The organism is Paenibacillus sp. FSL L8-0436, from assembly GCF_038593025.1.
Classification (GTDB): Bacteria; Bacillota; Bacilli; order Paenibacillales; family Paenibacillaceae; genus Paenibacillus_AQ.
In genome coordinates, this window is sequence record NZ_CP151955.1 from 4,403,149 (window position 1) to 4,430,082 (window position 26,934).

Annotated in this window: 23 protein-coding genes and 1 pseudogene; all 24 read right to left on the reverse strand. The window is 50.4% G+C overall.

The window, feature by feature from the left end:
* Positions 1-144: 144 nt before the first annotated feature.
* The 24 genes and pseudogenes from NSS79_RS19975 to NSS79_RS20090 all read right to left on the reverse strand — a co-directional run bounded on the left by NSS79_RS19975 (position 145) and on the right by NSS79_RS20090 (position 26,931).
* A complete protein-coding gene (locus NSS79_RS19975; RefSeq protein WP_076110066.1) occupies positions 145-405 on the reverse strand; it encodes a DUF3243 domain-containing protein in 261 nt (86 codons plus the stop codon).
* 153 nt (positions 406-558) lie between these two features.
* Entirely contained in the window at positions 559-1,326 is a 768-nt protein-coding gene (gene fabG / locus NSS79_RS19980) for a 3-oxoacyl-ACP reductase FabG (RefSeq protein ID WP_038593352.1), read from the reverse strand.
* The gene (locus NSS79_RS19985; RefSeq protein ID WP_342435847.1) at positions 1,326-2,606 is read right to left on the reverse strand and encodes a pitrilysin family protein; all 1,281 of its coding nucleotides are present in this window, start codon (positions 2,604-2,606) and stop codon (positions 1,326-1,328) included. The genes fabG and NSS79_RS19985 overlap by 1 nt, the downstream gene beginning before the upstream one ends.
* Before the next feature lie 2 nt (positions 2,607-2,608).
* Positions 2,609-3,847 (reverse strand): pitrilysin family protein, encoded by a 1,239-nt coding sequence (locus NSS79_RS19990; RefSeq protein WP_342440410.1) that lies wholly within the window; start codon positions 3,845-3,847, stop codon positions 2,609-2,611.
* 204 nt (positions 3,848-4,051) lie between these two features.
* Positions 4,052-4,912: a spore cortex-lytic enzyme gene (gene sleB, locus NSS79_RS19995; protein ID WP_342435848.1), complete on the reverse strand. Its 861-nt coding sequence runs from the start codon at positions 4,910-4,912 to the stop codon at positions 4,052-4,054.
* A 262-nt stretch (positions 4,913-5,174) separates the two neighbouring features.
* Positions 5,175-7,838 (reverse strand): DNA translocase FtsK 4TM domain-containing protein, encoded by a 2,664-nt coding sequence (locus tag NSS79_RS20000; RefSeq protein WP_342435849.1) that lies wholly within the window; start codon positions 7,836-7,838, stop codon positions 5,175-5,177.
* Between the two features lie 124 nt (positions 7,839-7,962).
* Positions 7,963-8,178 carry a YlzJ-like family protein gene (locus tag NSS79_RS20005; protein WP_341093949.1) on the reverse strand — a complete coding sequence of 72 codons (216 nt, stop codon included), beginning with the start codon at positions 8,176-8,178 and terminating at the stop codon, positions 7,963-7,965.
* The gene (locus tag NSS79_RS20010; protein WP_342435850.1) at positions 8,175-8,954 is read right to left on the reverse strand and encodes an ATP-dependent Clp protease proteolytic subunit; all 780 of its coding nucleotides are present in this window, start codon (positions 8,952-8,954) and stop codon (positions 8,175-8,177) included. Before NSS79_RS20010 ends, NSS79_RS20005 begins: the two co-directional genes overlap by 4 nt.
* 130 nt (positions 8,955-9,084) lie before the next feature.
* On the reverse strand, positions 9,085-10,095 hold the full coding sequence (locus tag NSS79_RS20015; protein ID WP_342435851.1) for an anti-sigma factor: 1,011 nt from the start codon (positions 10,093-10,095) through the stop codon (positions 9,085-9,087).
* Positions 10,092-10,586: a sigma-70 family RNA polymerase sigma factor gene (locus NSS79_RS20020; protein WP_038593373.1), complete on the reverse strand. Its 495-nt coding sequence runs from the start codon at positions 10,584-10,586 to the stop codon at positions 10,092-10,094. The genes NSS79_RS20015 and NSS79_RS20020 overlap by 4 nt, the downstream gene beginning before the upstream one ends.
* Before the next feature lie 236 nt (positions 10,587-10,822).
* On the reverse strand, positions 10,823-12,502 hold the full coding sequence (locus NSS79_RS20025) for a ribonuclease J (protein WP_038593375.1): 1,680 nt from the start codon (positions 12,500-12,502) through the stop codon (positions 10,823-10,825).
* Positions 12,503-13,113: 611 nt separating this feature from the next.
* Positions 13,114-13,989: a 4-hydroxy-tetrahydrodipicolinate synthase gene (dapA, locus tag NSS79_RS20030; RefSeq protein WP_342435852.1), complete on the reverse strand. Its 876-nt coding sequence runs from the start codon at positions 13,987-13,989 to the stop codon at positions 13,114-13,116.
* Between the two features lie 16 nt (positions 13,990-14,005).
* The gene (gene dapG / locus NSS79_RS20035) at positions 14,006-15,226 is read right to left on the reverse strand and encodes an aspartate kinase (protein ID WP_038593379.1); all 1,221 of its coding nucleotides are present in this window, start codon (positions 15,224-15,226) and stop codon (positions 14,006-14,008) included.
* Between the two features lie 187 nt (positions 15,227-15,413).
* Positions 15,414-16,237, reverse strand: a pseudogene (locus tag NSS79_RS20040) (dipicolinic acid synthetase subunit A).
* Positions 16,238-16,409: 172 nt separating this feature from the next.
* Positions 16,410-17,006 carry a dipicolinate synthase subunit B gene (locus NSS79_RS20045; protein ID WP_038593383.1) on the reverse strand — a complete coding sequence of 199 codons (597 nt, stop codon included), beginning with the start codon at positions 17,004-17,006 and terminating at the stop codon, positions 16,410-16,412.
* On the reverse strand, positions 17,007-17,903 hold the full coding sequence (gene dpsA, locus NSS79_RS20050) for a dipicolinate synthase subunit DpsA (RefSeq protein ID WP_342435853.1): 897 nt from the start codon (positions 17,901-17,903) through the stop codon (positions 17,007-17,009).
* Between the two features lie 212 nt (positions 17,904-18,115).
* On the reverse strand, positions 18,116-18,562 hold the full coding sequence (gene dut / locus NSS79_RS20055; RefSeq protein WP_342435854.1) for a dUTP diphosphatase: 447 nt from the start codon (positions 18,560-18,562) through the stop codon (positions 18,116-18,118).
* A complete protein-coding gene (locus tag NSS79_RS20060) occupies positions 18,540-19,805 on the reverse strand; it encodes a pitrilysin family protein (RefSeq protein WP_342435855.1) in 1,266 nt (421 codons plus the stop codon). Before NSS79_RS20060 ends, dut begins: the two co-directional genes overlap by 23 nt.
* Before the next feature lie 80 nt (positions 19,806-19,885).
* Entirely contained in the window at positions 19,886-20,872 is a 987-nt protein-coding gene (locus NSS79_RS20065; RefSeq protein ID WP_342435856.1) for a polysaccharide deacetylase family protein, read from the reverse strand.
* Between the two features lie 361 nt (positions 20,873-21,233).
* Positions 21,234-23,336 (reverse strand): polyribonucleotide nucleotidyltransferase, encoded by a 2,103-nt coding sequence (pnp, locus tag NSS79_RS20070; protein ID WP_342435857.1) that lies wholly within the window; start codon positions 23,334-23,336, stop codon positions 21,234-21,236.
* A 301-nt stretch (positions 23,337-23,637) separates the two neighbouring features.
* Positions 23,638-23,907 carry a 30S ribosomal protein S15 gene (gene rpsO / locus NSS79_RS20075; RefSeq protein WP_019910460.1) on the reverse strand — a complete coding sequence of 90 codons (270 nt, stop codon included), beginning with the start codon at positions 23,905-23,907 and terminating at the stop codon, positions 23,638-23,640.
* A gap of 150 nt (positions 23,908-24,057) precedes the next feature.
* On the reverse strand, positions 24,058-25,005 hold the full coding sequence (locus NSS79_RS20080; protein WP_038593402.1) for a bifunctional riboflavin kinase/FAD synthetase: 948 nt from the start codon (positions 25,003-25,005) through the stop codon (positions 24,058-24,060).
* A gap of 37 nt (positions 25,006-25,042) precedes the next feature.
* On the reverse strand, positions 25,043-25,957 hold the full coding sequence (truB, locus tag NSS79_RS20085; RefSeq protein ID WP_342435858.1) for a tRNA pseudouridine(55) synthase TruB: 915 nt from the start codon (positions 25,955-25,957) through the stop codon (positions 25,043-25,045).
* Positions 25,954-26,931: a bifunctional oligoribonuclease/PAP phosphatase NrnA gene (locus tag NSS79_RS20090; protein ID WP_038593408.1), complete on the reverse strand. Its 978-nt coding sequence runs from the start codon at positions 26,929-26,931 to the stop codon at positions 25,954-25,956. Before NSS79_RS20090 ends, truB begins: the two co-directional genes overlap by 4 nt.
* Positions 26,932-26,934: the final 3 nt, after the last annotated feature.

Here is a 26,934-nt window from a genome sequence, read left to right on the forward strand (position 1 = left end):
TTTGCCATACATTAAAAAAACCTGCTTCGGCAAGCGTTCTGAAACACGGGTCATGTTAATGATATATAAAATGAAATTGAAAGGCAAGGACACTACTGTAATAATTGCAGAAAAGCTCCCGCGAGGGGAGCTTGTTCCGCATGCCTATGCGTTTTTCTTCGCCAGCTTGACCATGAGGGAAGCAATGGTATGCTTCTCATCGTCCGTACCGACATCCCACAGCTCTTTGATTGCCCGGTTGGAATAGTTTCCCGGATCGACTTTTTTATCAAGGAATTCCCCGATTTCGAAAGCCAGCTTGGAAATGGTTTCTTCGCTCATCCCCATTTTTTCAGCCTGAATGACCCGTTCACCCAAAAAGCTTTTCCAGGTATCAAAGTTTTTCACTACGGTTTCTGTTGACATCTTAAATCCTCCTTCATGTTTACGGTCCGCCCGCCTTGTTCAGGTGACAGCCGCCTTACGTGAGATTTAAAAGCAACAGTTATAATATGTCTCAGACGGTACGTTCTTATGCTGGAGCATTTCTCCAAGCCTCCACGCCAGTAACCGGATTCATCAGGTGATCCATCCGCCGTTCGGACTGATCACCTGGCCGGTAATGTACCCGGATTCAGGCAAGGCAAGAAAATAAACAAGCGAGGCGATTTCATGAGGGGAAGCCAGTCGTCCCGCAGGAATCTCTTCCTCAAGCATCCGCATCTCATCCTCCTGCAGATTGGCCAGCATGGCCGTATGGACAGCACCGGGAGCCACGGCATTCACCGTGACTCCTGAGGGTGCCAGCTCTTTGGATAATGCCTTAGTGAAGGCATTCACCCCGCCCTTGCTGGCGGAGTAGGCAACCTCGCAGGAAGCGCCTGAGATGCCCCAAACGGAGGAGACATTAATAATCCGCCCATACCGCTGGCTGACCATATAAGGCATAAAAATCTGGCTGCACAAAAAAGTGCCTTTCAGATTCACCGCCATAATATCGTCCCACTCTTCCTCCGTCACATCGGCCAGCATGCCATAATGTGCTTTTCCGGCGTTATTAACCAGAATATCCGGCTGCATTCCGCTGCTTTCCAGCTTTTCTGCCATGCGGACAAGCTGGCTGCGGTCCTTCATGTCAGCGGTCACCGTCAACACCTTGGACCCCAGCGCCATACAGCGCCGGGCCACATCATTCGCCGCTTCGTGCGAGTTCATATAATGAATAACAATGTTCATCCCCACAGAAGCAAAACGTTCGGCAATGGCCCCGCCAATTCCTCCGCTGCCTCCAGTGACAAGCACGGTCATTTCTCCTATTGGCTTGCTGCCCTCTCCCGATAACGCCATTAAGGACTCACCACAAGCGATACAGCGAGTTGTTCCCAGTCCACATGATCACGCAGGCGGGCATTGACCTCATCCAGCGTAATGGATTCATAAAGCGGCAGCACTTCAAATAAATCGCCGCCTCTGAACTGGTAGCGTGTGAATTCGTGAGCAATGCTCTCCGGCGAGTTCAGCATGCGCAGATAGCCGCCGATTTTCTTTTTGCGCGCCCGCTCGAAATCCTTCTCGGCGAAGCCGGTCTTTAGAATAACACTGATTTCTTCCTTCAGCCTGCTGATGAGCAGATCCGGGTCCTTCGTATCGCCGCCAATCGCCGAGAACGCGTACTGCGGTGAGCTGTTAAATTCATGTCCGAAGCTGTCGGAGATCAGTTCCTCGTCATAGAGCTTCTGGTACAGCGTCGTACTGCTGCCCAGCAGCAGATCCAGCATTAGCTTAGTGGTGAGATCACGGCGGACTGCCGCTTCACCGGTGAGACCTTCTACCTTCTCTTTAAAGCCAAAGAGACATTTCGGCATAGATACGGCAAGACGGCTTTCCTTGTGTTTCTCTGCAACGTGAACGGGCTCCTCTTCAAAAATACGCGAGATTTCACCCTGCTTCTCGTATGATTTGCCGGCCTGGTTGCTGCGAATCAGCTCGAATACCTTCTCCGGTTCTACGCCGCCGACTACAAACAGCAGCATATTGCTGGGATGATAAAAGGAATTGTAGCAGGTGTACAGTGTTTCTTTGGTAATGGTGGCAATGGATTCGATCGTTCCGGCGATATCGATATGTACCGGATGTTTGGCATACATGGCCTCAATCAAACCGAAATAGACGCGCCAATCCGGGTTATCCGCGTACATATTGATTTCCTGGCCGATAATACCTTTTTCCTTTTCGACATTCTCGTCGGTGAAATAAGGCCGCTGTACAAAATCAACGAGGGTGCTGAGATTGGTCTCAATATTTTCTGTGGCCGAAAAAAGATACACTGTCTGGTCAAAGCTCGTGAAAGCGTTCGCCGACGCACCGTTAGATGCAAAGGTGGCAAAAATGTCGCCTTCCGGCTCTTCGAACATTTTATGCTCCAGGAAGTGGGCAATCCCGTCAGGGACAGTGGTTTCCTCACCGCCGGCAACTTTGAAGTGATTGTCCACAGAGCCATATTTAGTGGCAAAGGTGGCATAGGTTTTCTGGAAAGCCGGCTTAGGCAGCACATAGACCTGCAGACCGTTATCCATAACCTCGTGATACAGTGTTTCTTGAAGTCTTTCGTAATGGATCTGTTTCACCGCTATTCCTCCTTCCCTGTCAGGAAATAAATCGTATCCAGCTGGAACGTGTCGGCAGCCGCCTTCACATCTTCCACTCCGGTGCCATCGACTTGAGCCAGCAGCTCCAGTGCGGAACGGTCTTTTCCGGACAACTGGCGGTTGAAATCAAACGAGATCAGTTCAAACGCCGAATCTTGAATTTCGGAAAGCAGATTGCGGATCATGGCCTTGGTCTGGTTCATCTCCAGGTCACTGATATTGCCGGCCTTCAATTCCTCCAGCTGTTTGCGGATAATATCGACGGCCTTGCCGTAATTTTGGGTTTCGATCCCTGATTGAATGGTTCCAATGCCTTTATGCCCGTCATAGCGGGAGGAAGCATAATAAGCAAGGCTCTCCTTCTCACGAACGTTTACGAACAGCTTCGAGTGAGGATAACCGCCTAATATCCCGTTATACATCAGCGCGGAGGCGTATTTGTCATCCTTGTAAGTTATGGAAGTGCGGAGCCCCATGTTAAGCTTGCCCTGATTGACATCCAGCTTCTCTTCCACAGTCCGGACCTCTGTAACGGCTACCGGTGTAAAATTGGAGGAGTACGCTGCGGTCTCCTTGTGGCCACGGCCAAAATGGCGAACGACCAGCTTTTCAACTTCCTCAGGTGTAGTGTCACCAACAACGTAAAGATCGAGGATCGCTCCGTTCAACCAGGAATTGTAGGATTCATACAGGTTTTCTCGAGTAATGCTGTCAAGGTCGGCTCTTTGGCCAAGGGGATGCAGACGGTAAGGCTCCTGACGGCACATTTCTTCAATACAGCGTTCAGCCGCATAGCGGATCTTATCGTTAACAATCGCTTCCAGCTTTTTGCGTACCGTCTCACGTTCTGTTGCGACATAGGATGCACGGAAGCTTCCGTCTTCCAGCAAAGGCCGGGTCAGTACTTCTCCTAGGAAAGCAAAAGACTCCCCGAGAAGGCTCTCTTTGCTCTGCACAAAGGAGTCGTTGATCGTATCCATCCGGAACTGGACAATCTGATAATCGCCTCTTTTGTAGATATCAAAACCAAATCCGGCACCATAAAGTTCCTCCAGACGTTCACGGAACTGGGTTGTTTCCGGATAGTTAGCTGTACCTCTGCGAAGCACAAAAGGAACCAGCGCTGTTGAAGTGACCGTACTTTCGTCCAGCGGAACCCCTGCATAAAGTGAAATGGCGAAGGTCTTGAACGCCTTGGTCGGCAATACATGAATGCGCATGCCTGCGGCGTTGCCATGTTGAAATCCATTATTTGTCAAGTCTAAAACTCCTTTACGGCGTGGATAGATGCTCTACAACAAGTTTATGAAGTATTATCCATTCTAAACCATTCCAAAGTAAGGAAGCAACCGGAAGAAAGCTTACCGGTTGCTCTGGGTCGGTTTTATACAGGGGGTTAAATTGCGGCAAATGCAAGTCCGCTGCTACATGCAGAAAATATGCTCCCCGATTGTCTTCACCTGCGGACGGGTCCAGATCCATTTGGAAGTAGCCGTCTTCGGATTAAAATAATAAAGGCAGCCGCCGGAAGGGTCCCAGCCATTAAGCGCCTGTTGAACAGCTTTGCGTGCCTGCTCATTGGGTTCTAGGTAGATCTGCCCGTCAGCTACGGCCGTAAATGCCCCTGGCTGAAAAATAACGCCGGAAGGTGTATTCGGAAAGCTTGGGGACTTCACGCGGTTCAGAATAACCGCAGCAACGGCAACCTGTCCTTCAAACGGCTCACCCCGCGATTCCCCGTAAACGGCATTGGCCATGATTTTTAAATCATTTTCGGACAGGCCCATTGTATTCCCTGAGGACAGTTCCGCTATATTCGACTTGCCGGAATCGGCAGTTTTACTTTTGTTTCCGGTACTTTTATTTGCTGTGCTGGTTGAAGGCTCTGTGGGCTTCCAGGCCTTGGTGGCATTGTACAGTTTCAACTTTGTTTTGGCACCGACGATACCGTCAGATTCTATGCCGAATTTCCACTGGAACCAGGTTACTGCATTTTTCGTTTTAGACCCAAATTGGCTGTCAATTTTGCCCACGTAATAACCAAGATGCTTCAATCTTCCCTGCAGCTCGTAAACATCTTGTCCGGAAGAGCCGACCTTAAGCGGTGTTGTTCCAAAAGCAGGCAATGCCTCACCATCGGGATCAGCGGTTTCCGACAGATCAGACGAAGCATGATACGGACTGGCGTTGACCGCATTCTGATCCTCAAAGAATAGACCTGCAAGCGGCAAGGTGGCCAGTGCAAGGGTTAATCCGGCAAAAATCCATTGCTTATGTTTTTTCATTGGGTTCGCTCTACCTTTCTCTTGTAAGTTCAACATTGATGGCTAAAGTTATTATGACGACTGACAGGTGATCCTATGCATTGCAACCCGGAGAAGGACTGTATTCCATTGCAAATGAGAATGATTATCACCTATAATCAAAAGATTTAATGCACAGCTCGATTACATCGTTGAACGTCTCCTTGCAGCGCCAAAAGTACACTAAATATCACATGCAAAAAAGAGCTGATCCCGGGTAAAGGGATCAGCTCTTTTGGCTATATTATGAGCTTATTTTGTTATGTTGATATTGCTCCAGTGACATAAGCACTTCCCGCGGCTTGCTGCCTTCGTACGGCCCGATAACCGCTCTGGCTTCCATGGCATCTATCAGCCGCGCAGCACGGGTGTAACCTACGCGCATCCGCCGCTGGAGCAGCGATACAGAGGCCTGCTTCGCTTCCAGTACAATCTGTACCGCCTGCTCATAGAGCTCGTCCTGCGGCTCCTGGTCCTCTGTCACCATGTCATCTACTTCAGGCACCAGGGTCTCGTCATAATTGGCCTCCCCTTGGCTGCTGACATACTGCACGATGGTCTCCACTTCCTGATCGCTCATGAATGCCCCCTGCACACGGATTGGTTTAGATGCGCCCATCGGCAGGAAAAGCATATCCCCGCGTCCAAGCAGCTTCTCGGCCCCCGGCATGTCCAGGATCGTCCGGGAATCCACATTTGACGACACGCCGAATGCGATACGGGAAGGAATATTTGCCTTAATAAGTCCAGTTATAACATCCACCGATGGACGCTGGGTGGCAATAATCAAATGAATGCCCGCCGCCCGTGCCATCTGCGCCAGCCGGCAAATCGCATCCTCAACATCATTTGCCGCAACCATCATGAGGTCGGCAAGCTCGTCCACAATAACAACAATATAAGGCAGAACTGCAGCAGGATTATCCTTCATCAGTGTATTGTAGCCTTCCACATTGCGTGTGCCCGATTTGGAGAAGAGCTCATATCTCTTTTCCATTTCCACGACAATCTTCTTCAGCGCCAGGCTAGCCCGCTTAGGATCTGTAACTACCGGGGCAAGCAGATGGGGAATCCCGTTATATACATTCAATTCAACCATCTTCGGGTCAACCATCAGAAATTTGACCTCATTTGGTTTCGCTTTATAAAGGATACTTGTAATGATACCGTTGATACAGACGGATTTACCCGATCCGGTAGCACCGGCTACGAGCAGATGGGGCATCTTGGCTAAATTGCCGACAATCGTCTGGCCGGAAATATCGCGGCCGAAAGCGATCGACAACCGGGACTCGGCATCTTGGAACACCTGTGTTTCCATAACCTCCCGCATGGTTACGACGGATACCTCAGAGTTAGGCACCTCGATCCCAATTGCTGATTTACCCGGTATTGGCGCCTCCATACGGATATCCTTCGCTGCAAGCGCAAGCGCGATATCATCCGTAAGATTGACGATCCGGCTTACCTTCACCCCGATATCCGGCTGAATTTCGTAACGGGTTACGGCCGGGCCTCTTACCACCTCAAGTACCTTCGCCCGGACACCAAAGCTCTCCAGTGTAGCTTCCAGCTTGCGGGCAGTCTGCATGTAATCGTTCTGGTCTCCCGCCTTCCCTCCATTGTTAGGCTTGGCCAGAAGCCGGAAGGAAGGGAGCTTATACGGTTTGGGCGGAGGAGGAAGCGGGGCAGCAGGCACAGGGACTCCATCTTCGCCAGCACCCAGCAGCCCGTCCAGCTCCACAACCACAGGATCTTCCGGCGCATCTCCATCAATAGCTGGAGTATCTGCCGGAACTCCTTCTAACACAGAAGAGCCTCTCAAGCTGTTCCCGCTCCGCGCTGCAGGAGAGAATTCGCTCCAGTCTTCACGGTCTTCTTCATTCAGTCCTTCTGAACGGATATGCTCGAAGAAATCGCGGATAATCGGTGTAACGGGCTCCAAATCTTCTCCAGCGAAATCATCCTCCAGATTATCCTGGGAAGCACGCCCCCTCCCAGCATCCAGTCCGCTAATAATCGGGCTATTGGGTGAGCTGTTAAGCAGATCTGCCGAGAGATCTTCCTCCCGTTCTTCTTCGCCTTGCCCTTCTGTACGTGGAGTCCCGCTCAGCCAACCCCCAATCCGCCGGAAGAACAGCGGCTGACTTCGTCTTGGCAAAGCCTGCTCGTCCTCATCCTCTTCGTCCTCATCCAGCTCTTGTACAGGCTGTGGTGCTGGTGTTCTGCCTGTTCTGGTGGAACGGGCCGCAACGGGAACTGCAGCTGGACGGTTGGCCGCTTTCAGGCGAATCCCTTCCAGCAGTTTCCCAGCACGTACCCGCAGCAGCGAGAACAGTTCTACATAAGACAGGTTCGTGACCAGCATGAAGCTGATGGCCATCATTACAATCATTAGCAGCTTGGCACCAAGCGTGCCGAAAAGCCACAGCAGGGCTGCAAACTCCAGCGCACCGATATAGCCTCCGCTAATATCTTTGCCAAGCATATATACGCTGCTGTTGCTGGAACCGGGCGAAAGCGCACCGGAAAGATCATTATGTATTTGCGCCATAACATTGCCAGGATGCAGCATCGATAATGGACCGAGCTTCTGCTCCATCGCTGAGATCGAACTCATCAGACACAAGGACAGCACAAGCAGCAGCACGCCGGAATGGCGGCTATTCCAAGTAGAAGGCCATCTTCTGTGAATCATCACCATCAGCCCGTAAAAAATACCGGTCAACGGCAGCACAAAATAAAAACGGCCCAATAAATAACCTGCCATACTCGAAAGAGAACGTCCAACCGCAGCCTCGCCGGACAATGCAATGACGGAAATCGTTATCAGCATAATGCCGTAAATTTCATATTTTAGAACACTGCCGAGCAGCGCTTTTTTCTTCTTCTTTTTTCGTTTAGCCACAACAGCCACCCCCGGAACAACATTATACCATATAATGGCGTGGCGTACCTATGTTCTGTTTTGTCAGAAAATGCATCTTTATGTTCTCTGTTCGCATTTCCCTTAAGGATTCCGGGGGTAGTTGTCATCTATCGTAAAATACGACGGCTCCCGGAGCGAATGCCGGGTCCAAATATTTGTCCAGCGGGCATTGAAGCAGCCTTACAATCCGTGCTTGTCCCCCCTCCAGCGGTTCAACCTGCATCAGCATTCCCTGAATGCTGACCTCCCGCAAGGGCTGTGAAAAGTGGATCGCCCCTTCAAAAACTTGTTCCATCGGAAGTACCGTATAGAAGGTCATTGTGTCAGCCCCCCCGGCAGCAATACATCTGTGCTTTGGGGATTATCCTTGGCAATTAGACCATTCAGGTGCGTCAGCGCCGCGCCGATGCCTCCAACCTCATCCATCAGACCATATTTGACGGCATCATAGCCGCCTACAGCTGTGCCGATATCACGGTTAAGCTCCCCTGTCTTAAACATTAAATCTTTAAATTGCTGTTCTGAAATACGTGAATGGGAAGTGACAAATCTGACCATCCTCTCCTGCATGCGCTCCATGTATTCAAAGGTCTGGGGCACACCGATAACAAGGCCGTTCATGCGGATTGGATGAATCGTCATAGTTGCGCTCTCCGCAATAATGGAATAGCTGGAAGACACGGCAATCGGAACTCCGATGCTGTGGCCCCCGCCAATAACTACGGTCACTGTTGGTTTCGACAAGGACGCGATCATTTCTGCAATCGCCAGCCCTGCCTCCACATCACCGCCGACCGTATTCAGAATAATCAGCAGCCCTTTTATATTCTTGTTCTGTTCGGCAGCCACCAGCTGCGGAATAATATGTTCATATTTAGTCGTTTTGTTGTGCGGAGGCAGTACGAAATGCCCCTCGATCTGCCCAATAATTGTTATACAGAAAATATCGGGTTCTCCCGTTGGAACTACCGTCTGCCCCAGCTCCTTCAGAACCCCCACAGTACCCGGTGGGATTGGTTCACTCGTTACGGGCTTTATTTCTCCCGGAAGGATCTCTTCATTCTTGCCAGTATCAGTACCTGCTGTAAAGTCCATTGTGTGCAGTTCACCCTTTCCGCTTACAGCCCTAATCTGCTGCAGCCGTACTATCTTTCAATAGTATGACATTCGAGGGGACTCCCTTATGCAATGAACTTCTATGAAAAATCAGCCTGCCCCTCCTATCTTAATAGTTATCCGCAACGGCTCCCAGCACGGCACCGCGGATATAGGGCTGCCCATTCAGGTTTTTCAGACCGGCTGCGGAGCCGGTGACCACGACACCCAGAATGCGGACATCTCCGGCTTCAGGTTCATTTTTATCTTTTTTTAGGTATTGTTGGATCCGCTTGTATTCACTGTGGTAATTGTCCTTTAGTTTAAGCCCGCTCTTAATGTGCTCAAGAAAATCATCCGGTGATGCCTCATCCTGGTTAGGCCCGATCCCAAAACCATATACACCAGAGGAAGATGCCATGGGCTCGGGGTCTATCATCCCGCCGTTCCCGTCTTCATGGGGTTCCAAATTGAACCATGAGGTTTCATCATACGTATCGACCCAATACCATACAGGTCTCGCTCCTTCAGGCAGCATCTTCTTCACTTCATCAAAGGAATAAGGCTTATCAAAGGATAAAGCCATCTCCATCAGTTCATCAGGCTCCATCTTCGTGAGCAAATGAAGGTCGTTCAGGATTTTGCCATACTCCACTTGCGGAATATAATAAGCCATCTCCCTCTGTCCGTTGTAGGGATTGTACTGCCTGTTGTATTTATAGCCCTCCACTTTCATCTGCGGGTCAGTCCCACTAAGATGGGTTGTACCTCCATATGCACCGGTAGCGAACGGAAACCACCACTCGTTGTAATTGAACCATTTTTCATTCCACGGAACAGGTACACCTTCAATGATTTTGTACGTATTCACTTCCATGACACCTGACAGAAATCCACGGTTGTCTCTAAAACCGGACGAAAATTCATTGGGACTGCTAATCCTCATATACATCCATTCGCTATGGCGGGATTCAGTCGACCTCCGCTCCACCAGCTGCGCAGCACCGAAGAAAATAGCGGTCAGCGTAAGAATACTAACAATCAGCGAAATGACAATGCTGCGGAACAGGCTTTTGCGTTTGGCTTGTTTCAGTGTATGTACCAGATTCTGATCCTCTTGTTCTTCCCATGGAGCAGTCATTCAGCCTCACCTCCGTAAATTTGTTGAAACTGCTGTCTGGCGCGGTATAGTGAAGCCTTTACCGTCCCTTCCGTTATGCCAAGAAGCGCCGCGATTTGTTTATAGGAGAATTCCATCTCATATTTCAGCAATATCAGCTGGCGGTTCGCCGGATTCAGCTTTCCAAGAACCTTTTCGATAAGCACTTTTTGCTCCTGCTGCAGCAGCATTGATTCGGGCAGCTCATTTGCAGGTGCCTCAAGATCGATTTCCTCGGAATACTGGAACCGTGTTTGCCTTCGGCATAAATCATAGTAGCTGTTAATTGCCACCTTGTAGAGCCACGCGCTGATCTTATGTTCGTCAATCCCGTCAAGATACAGCAGTGCCTTGTACACAGTGTCCTGTACGATATCCTCCGCATCGGCGGTGCCAGCGCCCAAGCGGATTAAATACTTGCGGATCTCTGCCATTTTGGATTGAAGCTGCTGCTCCTTCAGTTTCGGGCCCATCTTGCACCTCCTTGGCTATATAACGATTGAAGGGCCTAAATGTTGTCCCTGCCAATAAATTAAATTATTTGGGCACATCGGCATCGGAGCCGGACCTGCCATTCAGATTTTGCATAGACACTGGGGATAATACTGCACAACACAAAGACCCCTCCTCCCCAAGAAACCGTCCAATATTTCCGGGGAGAAGGGGCCTTTGGCCCTGCATATTTATATTATGAGAAGCTAGTTGCTTCTTACACTTCCATAATGATCGGGAGAATCATCGGTCTGCGGCGTGTTTGCTCATAGAGGAAACGGCCGAGTGAATCTTTGACGCTTGTTTTGAGGGAAGCCCATTCATTGACCTTCTCGCTCATCAGGCGCTGCAGTGTACTGGAGACAATCCGGTTCGCTTCATCCAGAAGTCCTTCGGACTCGCGCACGTAGACAAAGCCGCGGGAGATAATATCCGGTCCGGATACGATTGCTCCGTTCTGCTTGCTTAGTGTCACAACGACAACAAGGATACCATCCTGAGACAGCAGCTTGCGGTCGCGCAGTACAATATTGCCGACATCGCCAACGCCAAGACCGTCAATCAGCACGTTGCCTGCAGTAACTTTGCCGGCTTTGCGGGCTGATCCGCCCTGAATTTCAACAATTTCGCCGATTTCGGTAATGAAAATGTTGCTTGGTTCCACTCCGACAGATTCTGCCAGAAGCGCATGTTTGCGCTGCATCCGGAATTCACCATGGATAGGAATAAAGTATTTAGGCTTCATCAGGTTGAGCATCAGCTTCAGCTCTTCCTGGCTGCCGTGACCGGAGACGTGAACGCCGGAATTGGAACCGCTGTAAATCACGTTAGCGCCAAGACGGAACAATTCATCAATCGTACGGCCTACATATTTCTCGTTACCCGGTACCGGCGTTGCCGCAATGATAACGGTGTCGCCCGGCAGAATATCCACTTTGCGGTGGCTGGAGCGCGCCATGCGTGTAAGAGCTGACATCGGTTCGCCCTGGCTGCCTGTGCACAACACAACTACACGGTTGCCGGCCATTCTATTCATTTCCTCCGGTTCAATCAGCATGCCGTCCGGCACATGCAGATAACCCAGCTCGGAAGCGATGGATACCACATTCACCATACTGCGGCCAATAACTGTAATCTTGCGTCCAGTGGATTCAGCGGCGTTAACCACCTGCTGAATACGGTGCACGTTGGAGGCAAAGGTTGCCACAACAACACGCTGTTCAGCCTTGCGGAAGATATCTTCCAGTACGATGCCGACATTCTTCTCCGAAGGCGTGAAGCCTGGCTTCTCTGCGTTCGTACTGTCAGACATAAGCGCAAGTACGCCTTTCTGGCCAATTTCAGCCATACGGTGGAGATTGGCAAATTGACCATTGACTGGGGTGTGGTCAAATTTGAAGTCACCTGTATGGACAACATTGCCTTCCGGTGTTTCGATGCATACTCCGACGGAGTCAGGAATACTGTGATTGGTTCTGAAGAAGGTTGCTTTCAATGAAGTTCCCAGTTCGATTTCCGAATCTTCGTTAATTAGAATCCGTTTCGTTTCTCCGAGCAGATTAGCTTCCTTAAGCTTGTTCTCCACAAGTCCAAGGGTAAGTCTTGTTCCATAAACCGGAACATTCAGGTTCTTAAGCACATAAGACAATCCGCCGATGTGATCCTCGTGTCCGTGGGTAAGCACAATACCTCTTACCTTGTCGCGGTTTTCTGTCAGGTACGAAATGTCAGGTATTACAATATCAATACCGAGCATATCTTCCTCCGGGAACTTCAGACCGGCATCCACGACTACAATGTCGTTTCCGTATTGAACGACATACATGTTTTTCCCGATTTCTCCGACTCCGCCCAATGCGAATATCAGCAATTTATCGTTGTTGTTTTTTTTGGACAAATGAATCTAACCCTCCTATGATGTTGGACGTCATACTTTTTATTTGTAAACAATAAGCTTCATTATTTCAGCGGCGCTGAACACATTCTTCAAATTGCCGATAGTTTCCACGATGAACAAGAAATTCCGTAAGTCTGCATAATTACGCAAAGCGAAAAACCCCCGAATTCGGGCAGTGAGCACCTTCTTGAAGCGGACAAACACCGTCAAACTTCACCGCCGCGCCCCTCGCGCGTAAATCTGGCAGCAATTGCACAGACTTATACAAGGACCTATCCTGTCACACAATGTAAAATTACATTGACGGAAGATTACCGCATATTTAATTTTTGCCGCACCCAGTCACTTAAGAACATTATACATGATTTTTTTGGCAAAAGACAAGTCATCGGCTTCGTAAGCCTATTCTTTCCTTAAAGAACCTGCATTATTTGAGGAAAAGACAAGCAGAAACTATGTTGCAGTCCTTAACATTTCCGCTTATTTCACAGCATTTCCCTGTATGAGATTTAACCGCCAGCTTACAGTTTTAATACAAAAAACAAGAAGCCGGCTTTCCCACGCGGGAAGCCGGCTTCTTGCTGCAATGCTTATTCAAGTGATTTGACCTTCTAATTCAGCAGCGCTTTGATGAACTCGGCTTCATCATCGCTCGGTCCCACCAGTGGTAGACGCACGGATCCGACAGGAATACCCCGCAGTTCCAGTGCATACTTAACAGCCGAAGGGTTCGGCAGCGGCTGCGGGCATTCAAACAACCCTTTGAACACAGGGAACAGTTGGCGGTGAAGCGCGCCGGCCCGGTGCACATTGCCGGAGATAAAAGCTTCGATCATTTCCGACATCTCAACTCCCACTACATGGCTGGCTACGCTAATAATGCCGTGACCGCCGACGGCAAGTGTTGCCAGTCCCGCAGAATCATCCCCTGAGTATACGTGGAAATCATCTGCACAAGCCGAAGCGATCAGCGTAATCTGATCGACTGAGGCACATTCCTTGGTCGCCACAATATTGGGGATTTCAGCAAGTCTTAATGTCGTCGCCACACTCATGCTTACGCTGGTACGGCTGGGAACATTGTAAAGAATACAGGGCAAGGTTGTTTCCGCAGCGATCGCCGAGAAATGCCGGTACAGCCCCTCCTGGTTTGGCTTATTGTAATAAGGAACGACGAGAAGAACACCATCTACTCCGATTTTCTCCGCTTCCCTCGTAAGATGTATGGAATTCTTCGTGCTGTTGCTGCCCGTTCCGGCAATGATTTTACAGCGTCCGTCCGCTTTCTCCAGAACGTAGGAAAAAAGCCGGAGCTTCTCCTCCTCGCTAAGTGTGGGCGATTCTCCGGTGGTACCACAGACTACCAGCGCTTCGGATTTCTGTTCCTCAATCAAATAGTCAACAAGGCGTGAAGTTGCTTCCCAGTTGATTTCTCCATCCCCGTCAAAAGGGGTTACCATCGCGGTTATTAATCTTCCGAAATCCACTTTGAATTCCTCCTTGTCAGCGGTGCAATTCAAACTTGGCATGCAGTGCGCGCAGCGACTGCACCATATCTTCCTTCTTCACCAGTACCCAGATTGTTGTATTGGAATCGGCAGACTGTAGAATCTGAATGTTCTGCGAGGTTAACGCCTCAACAATGCGCGCCATAATCCCCGGCACGCCGTTAATGCCTCCGCCGATTACCGAGACCTTGGCGCAGCCGGACAAGCTCTTGGGACGAAGCCCCAACTCTTGCAGCGCAGCGATAGCCTGCTCCGATTTGTCATCGTTCACAGTGTACAGCGCCTCCGAAGGCGTTACATTGATAAAGTCCACACTGATTTCATTGTCGGCCATGCTTTTGAAGATTTGCAGCTGTACTCCGGTACCGTTGCCGTCCGGACACTCCACAGAGATCTGTGTAATGTTGCTGACATAAGCAATCCCCGTAACATAACGGTCCACTACCCCGTGTGAAACATCGCTGAACCCTTCAGGATGGGTGACAAGTGTACCTTCGGCTTCCGAGAACGTTGAGCGCACACGTACAGGAATCTGGGCCTGCATGGCAATTTCCACCGCACGGGGATGTATAACTTTAGCCCCTTGATAGGCCATGTTGCAGATTTCTGTATAGCTGACATAGGTCAGTTGCTTCGCATCTTCGACAATCCGCGGATCGGCTGTAAGAATCCCGTCCACATCGGTGTAAATATCGACCATATCCGCACGGAGCGCTGCACCAAGCGCAGTTGCCGAGGTATCGCTTCCCCCGCGTCCAAGGGTTGTAAAATCACCGGCTTCGGTCTGACCCTGAAACCCGGTTACTATAACTACTTTATGCTCTCGCAATTCCCGTAGAATGCGTTCGGTCTGCACATCAAGAATTCTTGCGTTGCCGTAGTTGTTGTCGGTAAGGAAGCCAGCCTGTGCACCTGTGAGCACCGTAGAGCGGATGCCCTCCTGCTCCAGCAGACCACACAGTGTAGTGGCGGAGATTATTTCTCCGCAGCACATCAAGAGATCTTTCTCCCGGTCCGGCAGGGAATTCCCGTTCTGCACTGCCCAGTCGAGCAGCGTATCGGTTGCGTAAGGCTCCCCTTTGCGTCCCATAGCGGAGACGACAATAACGAGATCAAAGCCGCTGGCCATCTCCCGTTTGACGTGGCGGATGACATGCTCCCTCGCTGCCGGTGTGGACAATGAGGTTCCGCCGAACTTTTGCACCAAAATACCCATTTATAATTCCTCCATTACTTCTCTAAGCAAGCATGCGTTATATGCACTGAAGAACTGTTTCTATCCAAGGAACGGCTCATGTGCGCAAGAACTTTACTTTGAAATGCTGAATATTGGTCAAACCTTCCTCTTAGCAGATTGAAGCGGATTGAAAGTAATAATATAACCTACTCATTTATAAGCCCATTCATTTATTGTCCGCTGTGCGCAATGTCTCGTCCGATATCGACTGCACCAACGCATTAGCCATAATCATCCCTGCGCTTTTTGGGGCAACCATTCCAGGCAGACCTGGAGCCAGCAACGCCTTGATTCCATGCTTCTCTGCATAGCGGAAATCGCATCCGCCCGGGGCGGAGGCCAGATCGATAATTACACAGTGCTTCTGAAGACGTGAAAGTACCTGCGCGGTTATAATCATGCCCGGTACGGTATTAAAGATGAGATCAGCCTCCGGTACATGCAGCAGCAGTTCTCCGGTCATAAATGGCTTCCAGCCCATCTCTTCCGCACGTGCGTAATGCCCATGCCGAGCACCATCGAAGAGGAGCCGTGAATTGTAAAATCGGTATTCTGGATAGCCATAACCAGTGCACCCTCTGCTGTTGGGATGGAGTTGTAAATCGCCACATCGTCCCGGTTCAGCAGTTCCACGAGCTTAATCGAATGTCTGGCGCACAGGTTGCGTAAATAACTTTTGGCTACACCGGCATACACTGTGCAGTTCGGCGGCAACGCCGCGATATGTTCGTCAAGCAGCTGTAGGCGATCCGAGGAAAATACGGCATTAATATTTCCTTCCTCGTCACACCCCACCGTAGGCAGCACCAGCACATCCGCGCTGCTGAGCAGCCCGGCCGAAAGCTGACTCATGTTCACTTCCGGACTTGGAGTTTCCCACTTATCAAACCCGGCGGCGCTTACCGTCGCATCCATCTCTACGCATTTACGAATGACCTCCAGCTGTCTTGCGTCCCCGCCCAGGAACACGATCCTGAGGCCAGTAAACATAAGGATGACGCTCCTTTCTAATTGCACGGGACCTGCCCAAATCAAGTAATGACAATAGGCGCAGCCAGGTCCAACCTTTGGAATGCTAAAAAAGAGCTGAACCGCCCTCAGAATGAGGGCGGCAAAAGTGAAGCCTATGTTCGAGCATGATTACTATACCGAAACATGCTAATTATGCTGAATGAAACCGTTCGATAATCATCGGCTGCAGCTGATTGCCCTGCAAAGCTGCGTAGCAGGCCTCGGGTATGAGATCCATACGCGCTACAAGCGAGTTGGGCTTGCCTACAGGATTATCCTGGCCGAACGGCACAAAATAAATATGTTTGGCTACCAAAAGCTTTGCAATATTCGCCGCATTCAGGCCAAGGCCGTCATTCGTGGAGATGGCCAGCACTAGCGGCCGACCGTTACGCATCTGGGACTTTGCTGCCATCAGTACGGGGCTGTCTGTCATGGCGTTCGCCAATTTGCTCGTCGTATTCCCCGTGCAAGGGGCGATCGTCAGAACGTCCAGCAGCTTGGAAGGACCCAGCGGTTCCGCTTCAACAATTGTAGAAATGATATCATTCCCTGTTATATCTTTCAACTGTTTTAACCAATTTTCCGATGTGCCGAAGCGGGTATCCGTGTTCAGCACCGATGCGGAAACAATCGGCACCACATTTGCACCGTCGTCCATAAAGCGCTGAATCTGCGGCATCACTTCGGCAAAAGTGCAATGTGAACCGGTAATTGCATAACCTACTGTTTTACCATGCCAATCCATTTATTCGTCCCCCCTGATTGAAGTCTCGTCAGATATCGACTGTACCAGCGCACTACCCATAATAATTCCGGCGCTCTTGGGGGCAACGATCCCGGGTAATCCCGGAGCCAGCATCGCTTTAATCCCGCGCTTCTCCGCATAGCGGAAATCACATCCGCCCGGGGCGGAGGCCAAATCAATAATTACGCAGTGCCTCTGAAGGCGGGATAACACCTGCGCGGTAATAATCATGCTTGGGATGGTATTGAAGATTAGATCAACATCCGGCACATGAAGCAGCAGCTCACCTGTCATAAAAGGCTTCCAGCCCATCTCTTCCGCCCGCGCATAATGCTCCTGTCTTCTTACCCCCACCTTTACGCTGGAGCCGAGCCCTTGAAGTGCCCGCGCCATCGTAAACCCGGTTCTTCCCATTCCGAGTACCATCGATGTAGAACCATGAATAGTAAAATCGGTATTCTGAATGGCCATAACCAGCGCGCCTTCTGCTGTAGGGATGGAGTTGTATATCGCCACATCGTCCCGGTTCAGCAGTTCCACCAGCTTTAGTGAATGTCTGGCGCACAAACTGCGCAAGTAGCTTTTGGCCATACCGGTATACACCGTGGATCGGGACGGCATCGCAGCGATGTGCTCATCCAGCAGCTGCAGACGGTGAGAGGAGAACAGCGCATTGATAATCCCTTCATCATCACAACCAACGGTTGGCAGTACCAGCACATCCGCATTGCCTAAGAGCTCTGCCGACAGCTCTTCCAGGTTCACCCCCGGGCTAGGGGATTCCCACTTATCGAATCCGGCAGCACTTACCGTCGCATCCATTTCCACACATTTCCGAATCACTTCAATCTGTCTCGCGTCCCCGCCCAGGAACACGATCCTGATGCCAGTAAGCATAGGGATGACGCTCCTTTCCACATACACTATCGACTATAAAGCATCTTATGCCGGGGACCGCCCATGGGTGAAGAGCAGAGAAGAAATACAGGAGAAACTGATAAATGGATTAACTCAATTTAAGGTCAATTCAACAAAAAAAGCCTGCGGAGAAGGCCTTTACAGGCTACATCCGCAAGCTCCAGGTATGAGTAAAACAAAATTTCCGCCTGCTATTTGCCCGTATGGCCAAAGCCTCCGGCGCCGCGTTGTGTCTCGGACAGCTCGTCCACTTCCACCATGTTCACGGACGGCACGGCCTGGAACACCATTTGGGCAATCCGCTCATTGCGTGCGATGGCAAACGGCTCCTGACCCAGGTTAATCAGTAAAACTTTGATTTCACCACGGTAATCTGCATCAATCGTCCCCGGGGTATTCAGGCAGGTAATGCCGTGCTTTAGAGCAAGGCCGCTGCGCGGACGGATCTGCGCCTCCAGCCCGTCCGGCATCGCCAGTGAGATTCCCGTAGGGATCAGGGCGCGCTCACCCGGAGCAAGCACAACCTCACCGTCCACAGACGCATACAGGTCATAGCCGGAAGCCTGCTCCGACATTTTGCGGGGCAGCAGCACATCCTCGTTGCCGGACAGTTTGTTAATTTGAACGTAATAAGACAAGATCATCTCTCCTAACATTGGCAATAGCTTTATCAGAGGAGCCGACCATCGCTAATGCGAGGGGCTCAGCAAACATGTGGTCCAGTAATCGATTGATATCATCCATGGTGACAAGTCCGATTTTGGCGATCATATCGTCAAGTGTATCATGCCTTCCAAGCATCAGCTCATTTTTGCCGATCCGGTTCATCCGGCTGCTGGTGCTCTCCAGGCTGAGGATCAGGCTTCCCTTGAGCTGCTCCTTGCCTTTTCTCAGTTCATCTTCGCTCAGACCGTTAACGGCAAGATCATGCATCATTTCCTTGATCAGCTCCGTCACCTCTTTGGTCTGCTTCGGCGCAGTGCCGGCATAGACGGTGAACAGGCCGCTGTCTGCCTGGGAGCTGTGATAGGAGTAGACGGAATAGGCTAACCCGCGTTTTTCGCGAATCTCTTGGAACATTCGGGAGCTCATTCCGCCGCCGATGGCATTATTCAGCAGCACCATGGCATATTGCAGCGGTCCGCCGCTTTCTACACCCGGGAGGGAGAGGCAAATATGGTTTTGCTCCGTCTTTTTGCGGTGAAACAGCAGTTCGCCATGGAAATCAGGAGCTGTCAAAGGCGCGGATTCACCATGGTTATCGAATGATCCGAAATGGGCCTCCAACAGTTCAACCAGCCCGTCATTGATATTGCCTGCTACGCTGATCACCGTATTCTCAATGGTATACTGCTGTTTCATATACGCGTGGAGATCATCGGCCGTCATGTCCGCCAGCCGTTCCTTCAAGCCCAGAATGGAATAAGCCAGCGGATGCTCGCCGTACGCCGCGGCGCACATCAGATCATGTACCAGATCATCCGGCGTATCCTCGCACATGGCGATTTCCTCCAGGATGACATTTTTCTCCTTGGCCAGCTCTTCGGCATCAATCCGCGAGCGGAAGAACATATCGGACAGCACATCCACGGCGATGGGCAGATGCTCATCCAATACTTTTGCATAATAACATGTATATTCCTTCGAGGTAAATGCGTTGACGTTGCCGCCAATCGCATCAAACTGCTCGGCAATATCCTTGGCACTGAACCGGTCGGTGCCTTTAAAAAGCATATGCTCGATAAAATGGGAAATCCCGTTATTCAGCGGGTTCTCATTGCGGGAGCCGTTCTTGACCCAGATTCCAAAGGAAACGGAGCGTCCGGTAGGAATTTTCTCCGTAACCACCCGCAGGCCGTTCGATAATACTATTTTTTCCACTTCTACGTCCTCCTGGCATAGCCCTGTATCTATCTTTGTATTTGTTACGCGCGACTCTTATCCTACCAGAAATTAACCGCTCACTCAACTTCTGAAGGGGCCAGCCGCTCCGCTGACAATGTTTCACTGACCGTACCCAGCTGAAGACCTTCAGCCTTAATCCCCCGGATCATGCCTCTCAGCGCTTTGGAGGAGGAAGCTGTCGGATGCATCAATATCAATGTGCCCGGCTCGGACTGGCTGCTGATTTTGGCGACAACGGATTCTGGAGAAGGGTTGCGCCAATCAACGGTATCCAGTGTCCACAGCACCGTTTTCAGCCCCAGTGAGGCGGCGATATCCACTGTTTCCTGATCAAAATCACCAGACGGAGGCGCAAACCAGATATTGGTTACTCCAAGACTTTCTTTCAGCAGACTCTTTGTTTTCTCAATCTCGGCGGTCGCCCGGTCCCGGCTTAAAGTGCTCATATTGGGATGGGTATACGCATGATTCTCCATCTCATGCCCTCGCTTCAGCATTTCGGCCGCAAGCTCCCGGTTATGGCTAAGCCAGCTTCCATCCAGAAAAAAGGTCACCTTCACCTTTTCCTCATCCAAAATGTTAAGCATCGGTATAATGAATTGATTGCCCCATGCTACATTGATCATCAGCGAGACCATCGGCTTGGCGGGATTGCCCCGGTAAATCGGGTGAGCACCCAGATCATTCAGTGACACCTTCGGCGGGATTTGCCGGTACACCCATTTCAGGCCCTCTCCCGGCCCCTGCAGCAGTGTATTACGGTACGTGGCCTCTACATCAACCTCAAGGCCATTATAACCCGGAATTGCCTTCCACACCCGGTCCACGGCAGCATCCACCGGTGCGGCATTCAGCTTAGCCGCTTTGCTCTCAATCAAAGAACGCAGCTCCTGACCACGCTCTTTCGGAATGTTACTCCACACAGCCAGCCCATCCTGCGGCTTAAGCTCAGCCAGCATTTCCTTCACCGGTCCGTATGTACTGCCAAGACCGATTACCACAGCAATACAAGCAAGCACAAGCGCTGCTTTTTCCGTCTTCATGACGCCTTTCCTCCCCGGCAGAAACGTCTCACGCTCGTCCCGCACAGGGTGCTAGGACGCTTTGTCCCAGCCTATGTAAGTTTGGAGAAGAATATGCATACAGCCTGCACTTGAAGCAAATTAAAATAACCCCACAAAGTGGGGCCCGGGCTGCAAAGATAATCCAGATACATCGTTATATCAAGTGGAAACGGCTTAGCTGTCCTTAAAGGGAAGGTATCCGTTTCAGTGAGAAATATAAGGATAATTTATAGCGTGAAGCATATAAATTCCTATATTTTTAAAAAAGAGCCAGAATGCATACGCTTCTGTCTCTTCTCAATTATACAATTGACGCTTTTGCCAAAAGGGTGAGGCCGGCTTACGCCTTTGCTCCGCTTTCCGAAGTCAATACCGCTTTGCGCGATAGATTCACACGGCCCTGCTGGTCAATTTCGGTAACTTTTACAGTGATGGTGTCGCCGATGGCAACTACATCTTCCACCTTGGCTACGCGATCAGTGGAGAGCTGGGAAATATGCACCAATCCGTCTTTACCCGGAATCAGTTCAACAAATGCGCCGAACTTCTCAATGCGTCTAACGGTACCCACATAAATTTCGCCGACCTGCACTTCACGCACAATGCCTTCGATAATGCCGCGGGCTTTCTGAATCATTTCTTCGTCCGAAGATCCGATAAAGACACGGCCATCCTGTTCGATGTCGATCTTCACGCCGGTTTCTTCAATGATTTTATTGATAATCTTACCACCTGCACCGATAACATCACGGATCTTGTCCGGATTGATATTGATGATAATGATCTTAGGAGCGTATTTGGACAAGCTTGGTCTAGGCTCGGAGATAGCCTCCATCATTTTGCCCAAGATGAACATACGTCCTTCTTTAGCCTGCTGCAAAGCATCCTGCAGGATTTTACGGTCGATGCCGTCGATTTTGATATCCATCTGGATCGCCGTTACACCTTCAGCCGTACCTGCTACCTTGAAGTCCATATCGCCAAGATGATCTTCCATTCCTTGAATGTCCGTTAAGATCGAGACATGCTCTCCATCTTTAATCAGACCCATCGCTACTCCCGCTACAGGGGCTTTGATCGGCACACCCGCATCCATCATTGCCAGAATGCTCGCGCAGATACTTGCCTGGGAAGTAGATCCGTTGGATTCAATCGCTTCAGATACCAAACGGATGGTGTACGGGAATTCGGTTTCACTAGGAATGACTTTGGACAACGCGCGTTCTCCAAGGGCTCCGTGGCCAATCTCGCGACGTCCCGGTGCTCTAAGCGGACGTGCCTCCCCTACGCTGAACGGAGGGAAATTGTAGTGATGCATGAACCGTTTGGTTTCTGCCGGATCAATACCGTCAAGAATCTGTACATCACCCAGTGCACCCAGTGTACATACGCTAAGAATTTGTGTCTGTCCACGGGTGAACAGTCCGGATCCGTGCGTACGCGGAAGCAGAGAAGTATCGCATTCAATCGGACGAATTTCATCCAGCTTGCGGCCATCCGGGCGAACCTTATCATGTGTAATCAAACGTCTGACTTCATCCTTCACGATATCATGCAGGACTTCCTTCACATCTTTAAGAAGTTCAGGTGTCTCTATGTATTTCTCTACGAAATACTCCACCGTTTCATTGTTGACCAAGTCGATGGCATCCTGACGGGCATGCTTCTCGGCAATTTTCACGGCATCTACGAGACGGCTTTCCGCATAAGCGCGAACCGCTGTGTTGACATCAGCGTTTACCGCATGCAGCTTCACAGCCATCTTCTCTTTGCCTGCAACTGCTACCAGCTGCTCAATTGTTGCTACGATCTTGCGGACTTCATCATGACCGAACATGATGGCTTCCAGCATTACATCTTCCGGCACTTCATTGGCTTCCGCTTCCACCATCATGATGGCGTCTTTAGTTCCCGCTACCACCACGTAGATGTCACTTGCCGCCTGCTGTGCAACGTCAGGATTAATGATGAATTGACCGTCAATGCGGCCGACAGCCACACCGCCGATAGGACCATTGAAAGGAACATCGGAAATACTGAGTGCTGCGGAAGTACCGATCATAGCAGCAATATCCGGCGCACAATCCTGATCCACGCTCATAACCATATTCAGTACTTGCACGTCATTGCGGAATCCTTCCGGAAACAGCGGACGAATCGGACGGTCAGTCAGACGGCTGGACAAAATAGCCTTCTCACTCGGTCTGCCTTCGCGTTTAATAAATCCACCCGGGATTTTACCCACTGCGTATAATCTTTCTTCATAGTTAACCGTAAGCGGGAAAAAATCCAGATCTTTAGGTTCGCTTGACGCTGTAACCGTACACAATACAGCAGTATCTCCGTAACGAACCATTACGGCTGCGTTCGCTTGTTTGGCCAGACGGCCTGTTTCCAGCACAAGGCGTCTTCCGCCAAGCTGCATTTCTACACGTTGTTCCATAAAATCCCTCCTTGAATGGTAGTAGACCCGCTGTACATTATCGCAGGTTCAATGATTGTCATTGGTGAAACGGATGTCTTGATCACTTTGGGGTCAAGGGCCGGTTCTCTATGTTTTATACAAGCAAAAACGGCTTGTCCTCCATAAGAGGTAAAATAGCCGTTTTTGCGAATAAGTTAAGCTAGCCTAATTGTAAAAGTTTTCTCTAAATTTTCAAAAAGCAACCCGGCTGTCCCGCTGTCGCTCCGAGAAGGACATACGGTATACAACCAGGCTGCTTTAAGGGTAATCTTATGGAAAATTAACGACGCAATCCCAGTTTTTCGATCAGGGCGCTGTAACGTCTGATGTCTTTGTTCTTCAAATACGCCAGCAGTTTACGACGTTGTCCAACCATCTTCAGCAATCCGCGACGGGAATGATGATCCTTCTTGTGCGTACGCAAGTGGTCAGTCAAATTAACGATGTTCTCCGTAAGGATAGCAACTTGCACCTCAGGGGATCCAGTATCGGATTCATGAGTTTTGTGCTCGTCGATCAATTGGTGTTTACGTTCTTGAGTCAATGCCATCCTGTTCACCTCCTTCATTATAATCGCCAGTAGCCTCGTCACCGTCGGTGAGAACGAGCAACCAAGCTATGGTTATGATGCTGTTTTTCCAGCAACGTTAATCAGTATAGCATTATCGGAAAGAAAAGTAAACGGCTTGTCCCGTGCAGATTAAGAATGATAGCCCAGCAGCTCTTTGGCCGTTTCGGCATCTGCAGCAATCTGTGAAATCAGGGCATCAATCGACTCAAACTTACGCTCAGGCCGGATAAAGGAGACCAGTTCTACCTTAAGTTCCTCTTCATAGATGTCTCCTGCAAAATCAAACAGATGCACCTCAAAGCTCGGGGCAATCATCCCCTCATGGAACGTAGGCTTCACGCCGACATTCATTACGCCGTACAGTACGTCTTCCTTATAAAAGACCCGCACTGCATACACCCCTTTAGCCGGGATGACATAACGGTCTTCGAGCTGAAGATTTGCAGTCGGAAAACCAATCGTTCGGCCTCTCTTCTCCCCGTGCCCTACAACTCCGCGCAGATGATAGCAGCGCCCAAACCATGCGTTGGCCAGGGTTAGATCTCCGTTCTGAAGGCTCTTCCGAATGCCGGAGCTGCTTACCTTCTCTCCTTCAAGCAGAAAAGGAGGCACTGTCTCCACATTCATCACACCGTTCCCCAGCTCTCGGAGCATATCGGCATCCCCTTCGCCCATGTAGCCAAAGCGGAAATCGAAGCCGATAACTGCAGTTACAATATGCAGCGGCAGCAGCATTACAGAGACAAAATCCTGCGGGCTAACCCGGGATAGCTGCTCATTAAATTCAATTATATACAAAATATCGACCCCCATGCCGGCAAGCAATTCCTGCTTGTCCTTCGCCGGGGTCAAATATCCATCATAGTCACCTTTGCCCATTACATCCTTGGGATGAGGATGAAAGGTCATGACTGCTGCCGGTACGCCTTGTTTACGGGCCAGAGCTACAGCGGAAGTAATGACGCTGGCATGTCCGCGGTGCAGTCCGTCAAACTGGCCCAGGGCAGTCACTTGCGGCTGCGCCCACTGCGCTGCGGTCTCCGCTGGCATTGGATAACTTAAGGTTACGGTTCTCACGCTGGTTCTCACCTACAATTCACTAATAAAATTAATATTATGCTTGTGCGAATACCTTTACAGGGGCTATAGCTCCTGTGTCATCCAATTCATAAATGCCCAGGAACTCTCCCTGTAGATCATACAACCGGAAATGTCCGGCCTGCTTTACTTCAGGTGCTACGTAACGTGTTGAAAGGCGCTGCCCCTGCAGGGCTGCCTTCCTCTTCTCATCCATTACCGAATGTCGGGACAGATGAGAAATCGCTTCGTCCGCCGCAATGAGATGTTCATCGAGTGTGCCTGCTTCTTTATGCTCGGCAATTTGCTCAAGAGTTAGACAGTGACTGGCAGATATCCCTGCGGACATCGTCCGTTCCAGCTTGACCATCACACCGGGCACTCCAAGCGCCCGGCCGATATCTACGCAAAGCGTACGGATGTATGTACCCTTGGAACACAGCACACGGAAGGTAATATCGGGATAATTGCCGCTGTACACCATATCCGTCATCTCAATTTCGTAAATCTCCACTTCACGGCTCTTGCGCTCTACAGTCTTGCCTTCTCTAGCCAGCTCATAGAGGCGTTTACCTTCCACTTTCACCGCTGAGTACATCGGGGGAACCTGAGAGATTACTCCTTTAAAGGAGTTCAGTACCGCCAGAACTTCTTCCCCGGTAACTTTCACTTCATTTACAGTTTCCGTGATGGTTCCGGTTAAGTCTTCGGTATCGCTTGCCATACCTAGTCTCAGTGTGGCCACATATTCCTTAGGCAGCTCCTGGATATACTCCACAACCCGGGTTGCCCTTCCAAGACAAAGCGGCAATACGCCTGTCACTTGAGGATCCAGAGTTCCGGTGTGTCCGATGCGCTTCATGCCAAGAATCCGCCGGGCTTTGGCTACAACATCATGTGAAGTGTACCCTGCCGGCTTAAAAACCGCCAAAACACCTGTAAGCTCACTCATAAAAGACGTCTGACCTCCTCCAGCACCCGTGGTATTGCCTGCTCCAGCGTACCCTCAACCCGGGCACCTGCTGCGCGGGTATGTCCGCCGCCTCCGAAGACTTGAGCCAACGCCGCGACATCGACCTTGCCGGCCGAACGCAGGCTGACCTTCACAGCAGTCTCATCGATGACCTTGAACAGCATGCCGACCTCCACACCGCGGATATTACGCGGATAATTAACAATGCCTTCAAGATCCTCATTGGCGGCATTACATTCGAGCATATCCTGTGGTGTTACATAAACCCAGGCAACATCGCCCTGCGGAGTTAATTGCAAAGTGTTCAGTGCCCGGTTCAGCACCTTCACCTGAGCTAATGTCATTTCCTCCAGCAACGTCTCCGCCAGCTCGGGGCCGTTAACTCCCAGTGCCAGCAGCTCAGAGACAGCCGCCATCACTTTAGGCGAGGTATTGGTGTAGCGGAAGCCGCCGGTATCGGTCAGTAATCCTGTATAAATTGCTGTAGCAATATCTATATCCCATTCCACCTCAAACGTCTTCAGCAGGTCGAACAAAATTTCCGCAGTCGCAGCAGCGTCCGGCTTAATCAGCGTAACGAATCCGTAACCGTTATTGGTGGGATGATGGTCAATGTTTGCGATAAGGGCATCCTGAGCAAAAAAGCGCTGGGTCAGCCCCACACGCTGAAAATCTGCACAATCGACGCAAATGACGTTACTGTACGTCCGGGGCAATTCACCGTCCGCCAGATTGACAATCTCATCGGCATGCCATAAGTATTCCATCCGTTTGGGAATCGGGCCTTCATTCAGCATAGTATATTTTTTGCCCAGACATGAGAGAAGCCAGCCCACCGCGAGGGTGGAGCTGACTGCATCTCCGTCCGGCTGAACATGCGACACTACAAGATAATCGTCGTGTTCCAGCAGAAACTTACGGGTCTGCTGGAGACTTTGTTCATAGCTCTGCATTCG

Coding starts and splice junctions, on each gene's coding strand:
- NSS79_RS19975 (WP_076110066.1), bottom strand. CDS start 405: ATGTCAACAGAAACCGTAGTGAAAAACTTTGATACCTGGAAAAGCTTT.
- fabG (WP_038593352.1), bottom strand. CDS start 1,326: ATGGCGTTATCGGGAGAGGGCAGCAAGCCAATAGGAGAAATGACCGTG.
- NSS79_RS19990 (WP_342440410.1), bottom strand. CDS start 3,847: ATGCGCATTCATGTATTGCCGACCAAGGCGTTCAAGACCTTCGCCATT.
- sleB (WP_342435848.1), bottom strand. CDS start 4,912: ATGAAAAAACATAAGCAATGGATTTTTGCCGGATTAACCCTTGCACTG.
- NSS79_RS20005 (WP_341093949.1), bottom strand. CDS start 8,178: ATGACCTTCTATACGGTACTTCCGATGGAACAAGTTTTTGAAGGGGCG.
- NSS79_RS20010 (WP_342435850.1), bottom strand. CDS start 8,954: ATGGACTTTACAGCAGGTACTGATACTGGCAAGAATGAAGAGATCCTT.
- NSS79_RS20015 (WP_342435851.1), bottom strand. CDS start 10,095: ATGACTGCTCCATGGGAAGAACAAGAGGATCAGAATCTGGTACATACA.
- NSS79_RS20020 (WP_038593373.1), bottom strand. CDS start 10,586: ATGGGCCCGAAACTGAAGGAGCAGCAGCTTCAATCCAAAATGGCAGAG.
- dapG (WP_038593379.1), bottom strand. CDS start 15,226: ATGGGTATTTTGGTGCAAAAGTTCGGCGGAACCTCATTGTCCACACCG.
- NSS79_RS20045 (WP_038593383.1), bottom strand. CDS start 17,006: ATGGATTGGCATGGTAAAACAGTAGGTTATGCAATTACCGGTTCACAT.
- dpsA (WP_342435853.1), bottom strand. CDS start 17,903: ATGCTTACTGGCATCAGGATCGTGTTCCTGGGCGGGGACGCGAGACAG.
- NSS79_RS20065 (WP_342435856.1), bottom strand. CDS start 20,872: ATGAAGACGGAAAAAGCAGCGCTTGTGCTTGCTTGTATTGCTGTGGTA.
- pnp (WP_342435857.1), bottom strand. CDS start 23,336: ATGGAACAACGTGTAGAAATGCAGCTTGGCGGAAGACGCCTTGTGCTG.
- rpsO (WP_019910460.1), bottom strand. CDS start 23,907: ATGGCATTGACTCAAGAACGTAAACACCAATTGATCGACGAGCACAAA.
- truB (WP_342435858.1), bottom strand. CDS start 25,957: ATGAGTGAGCTTACAGGTGTTTTGGCGGTTTTTAAGCCGGCAGGGTAC.
- NSS79_RS20090 (WP_038593408.1), bottom strand. CDS start 26,931: ATGCAGAGCTATGAACAAAGTCTCCAGCAGACCCGTAAGTTTCTGCTG.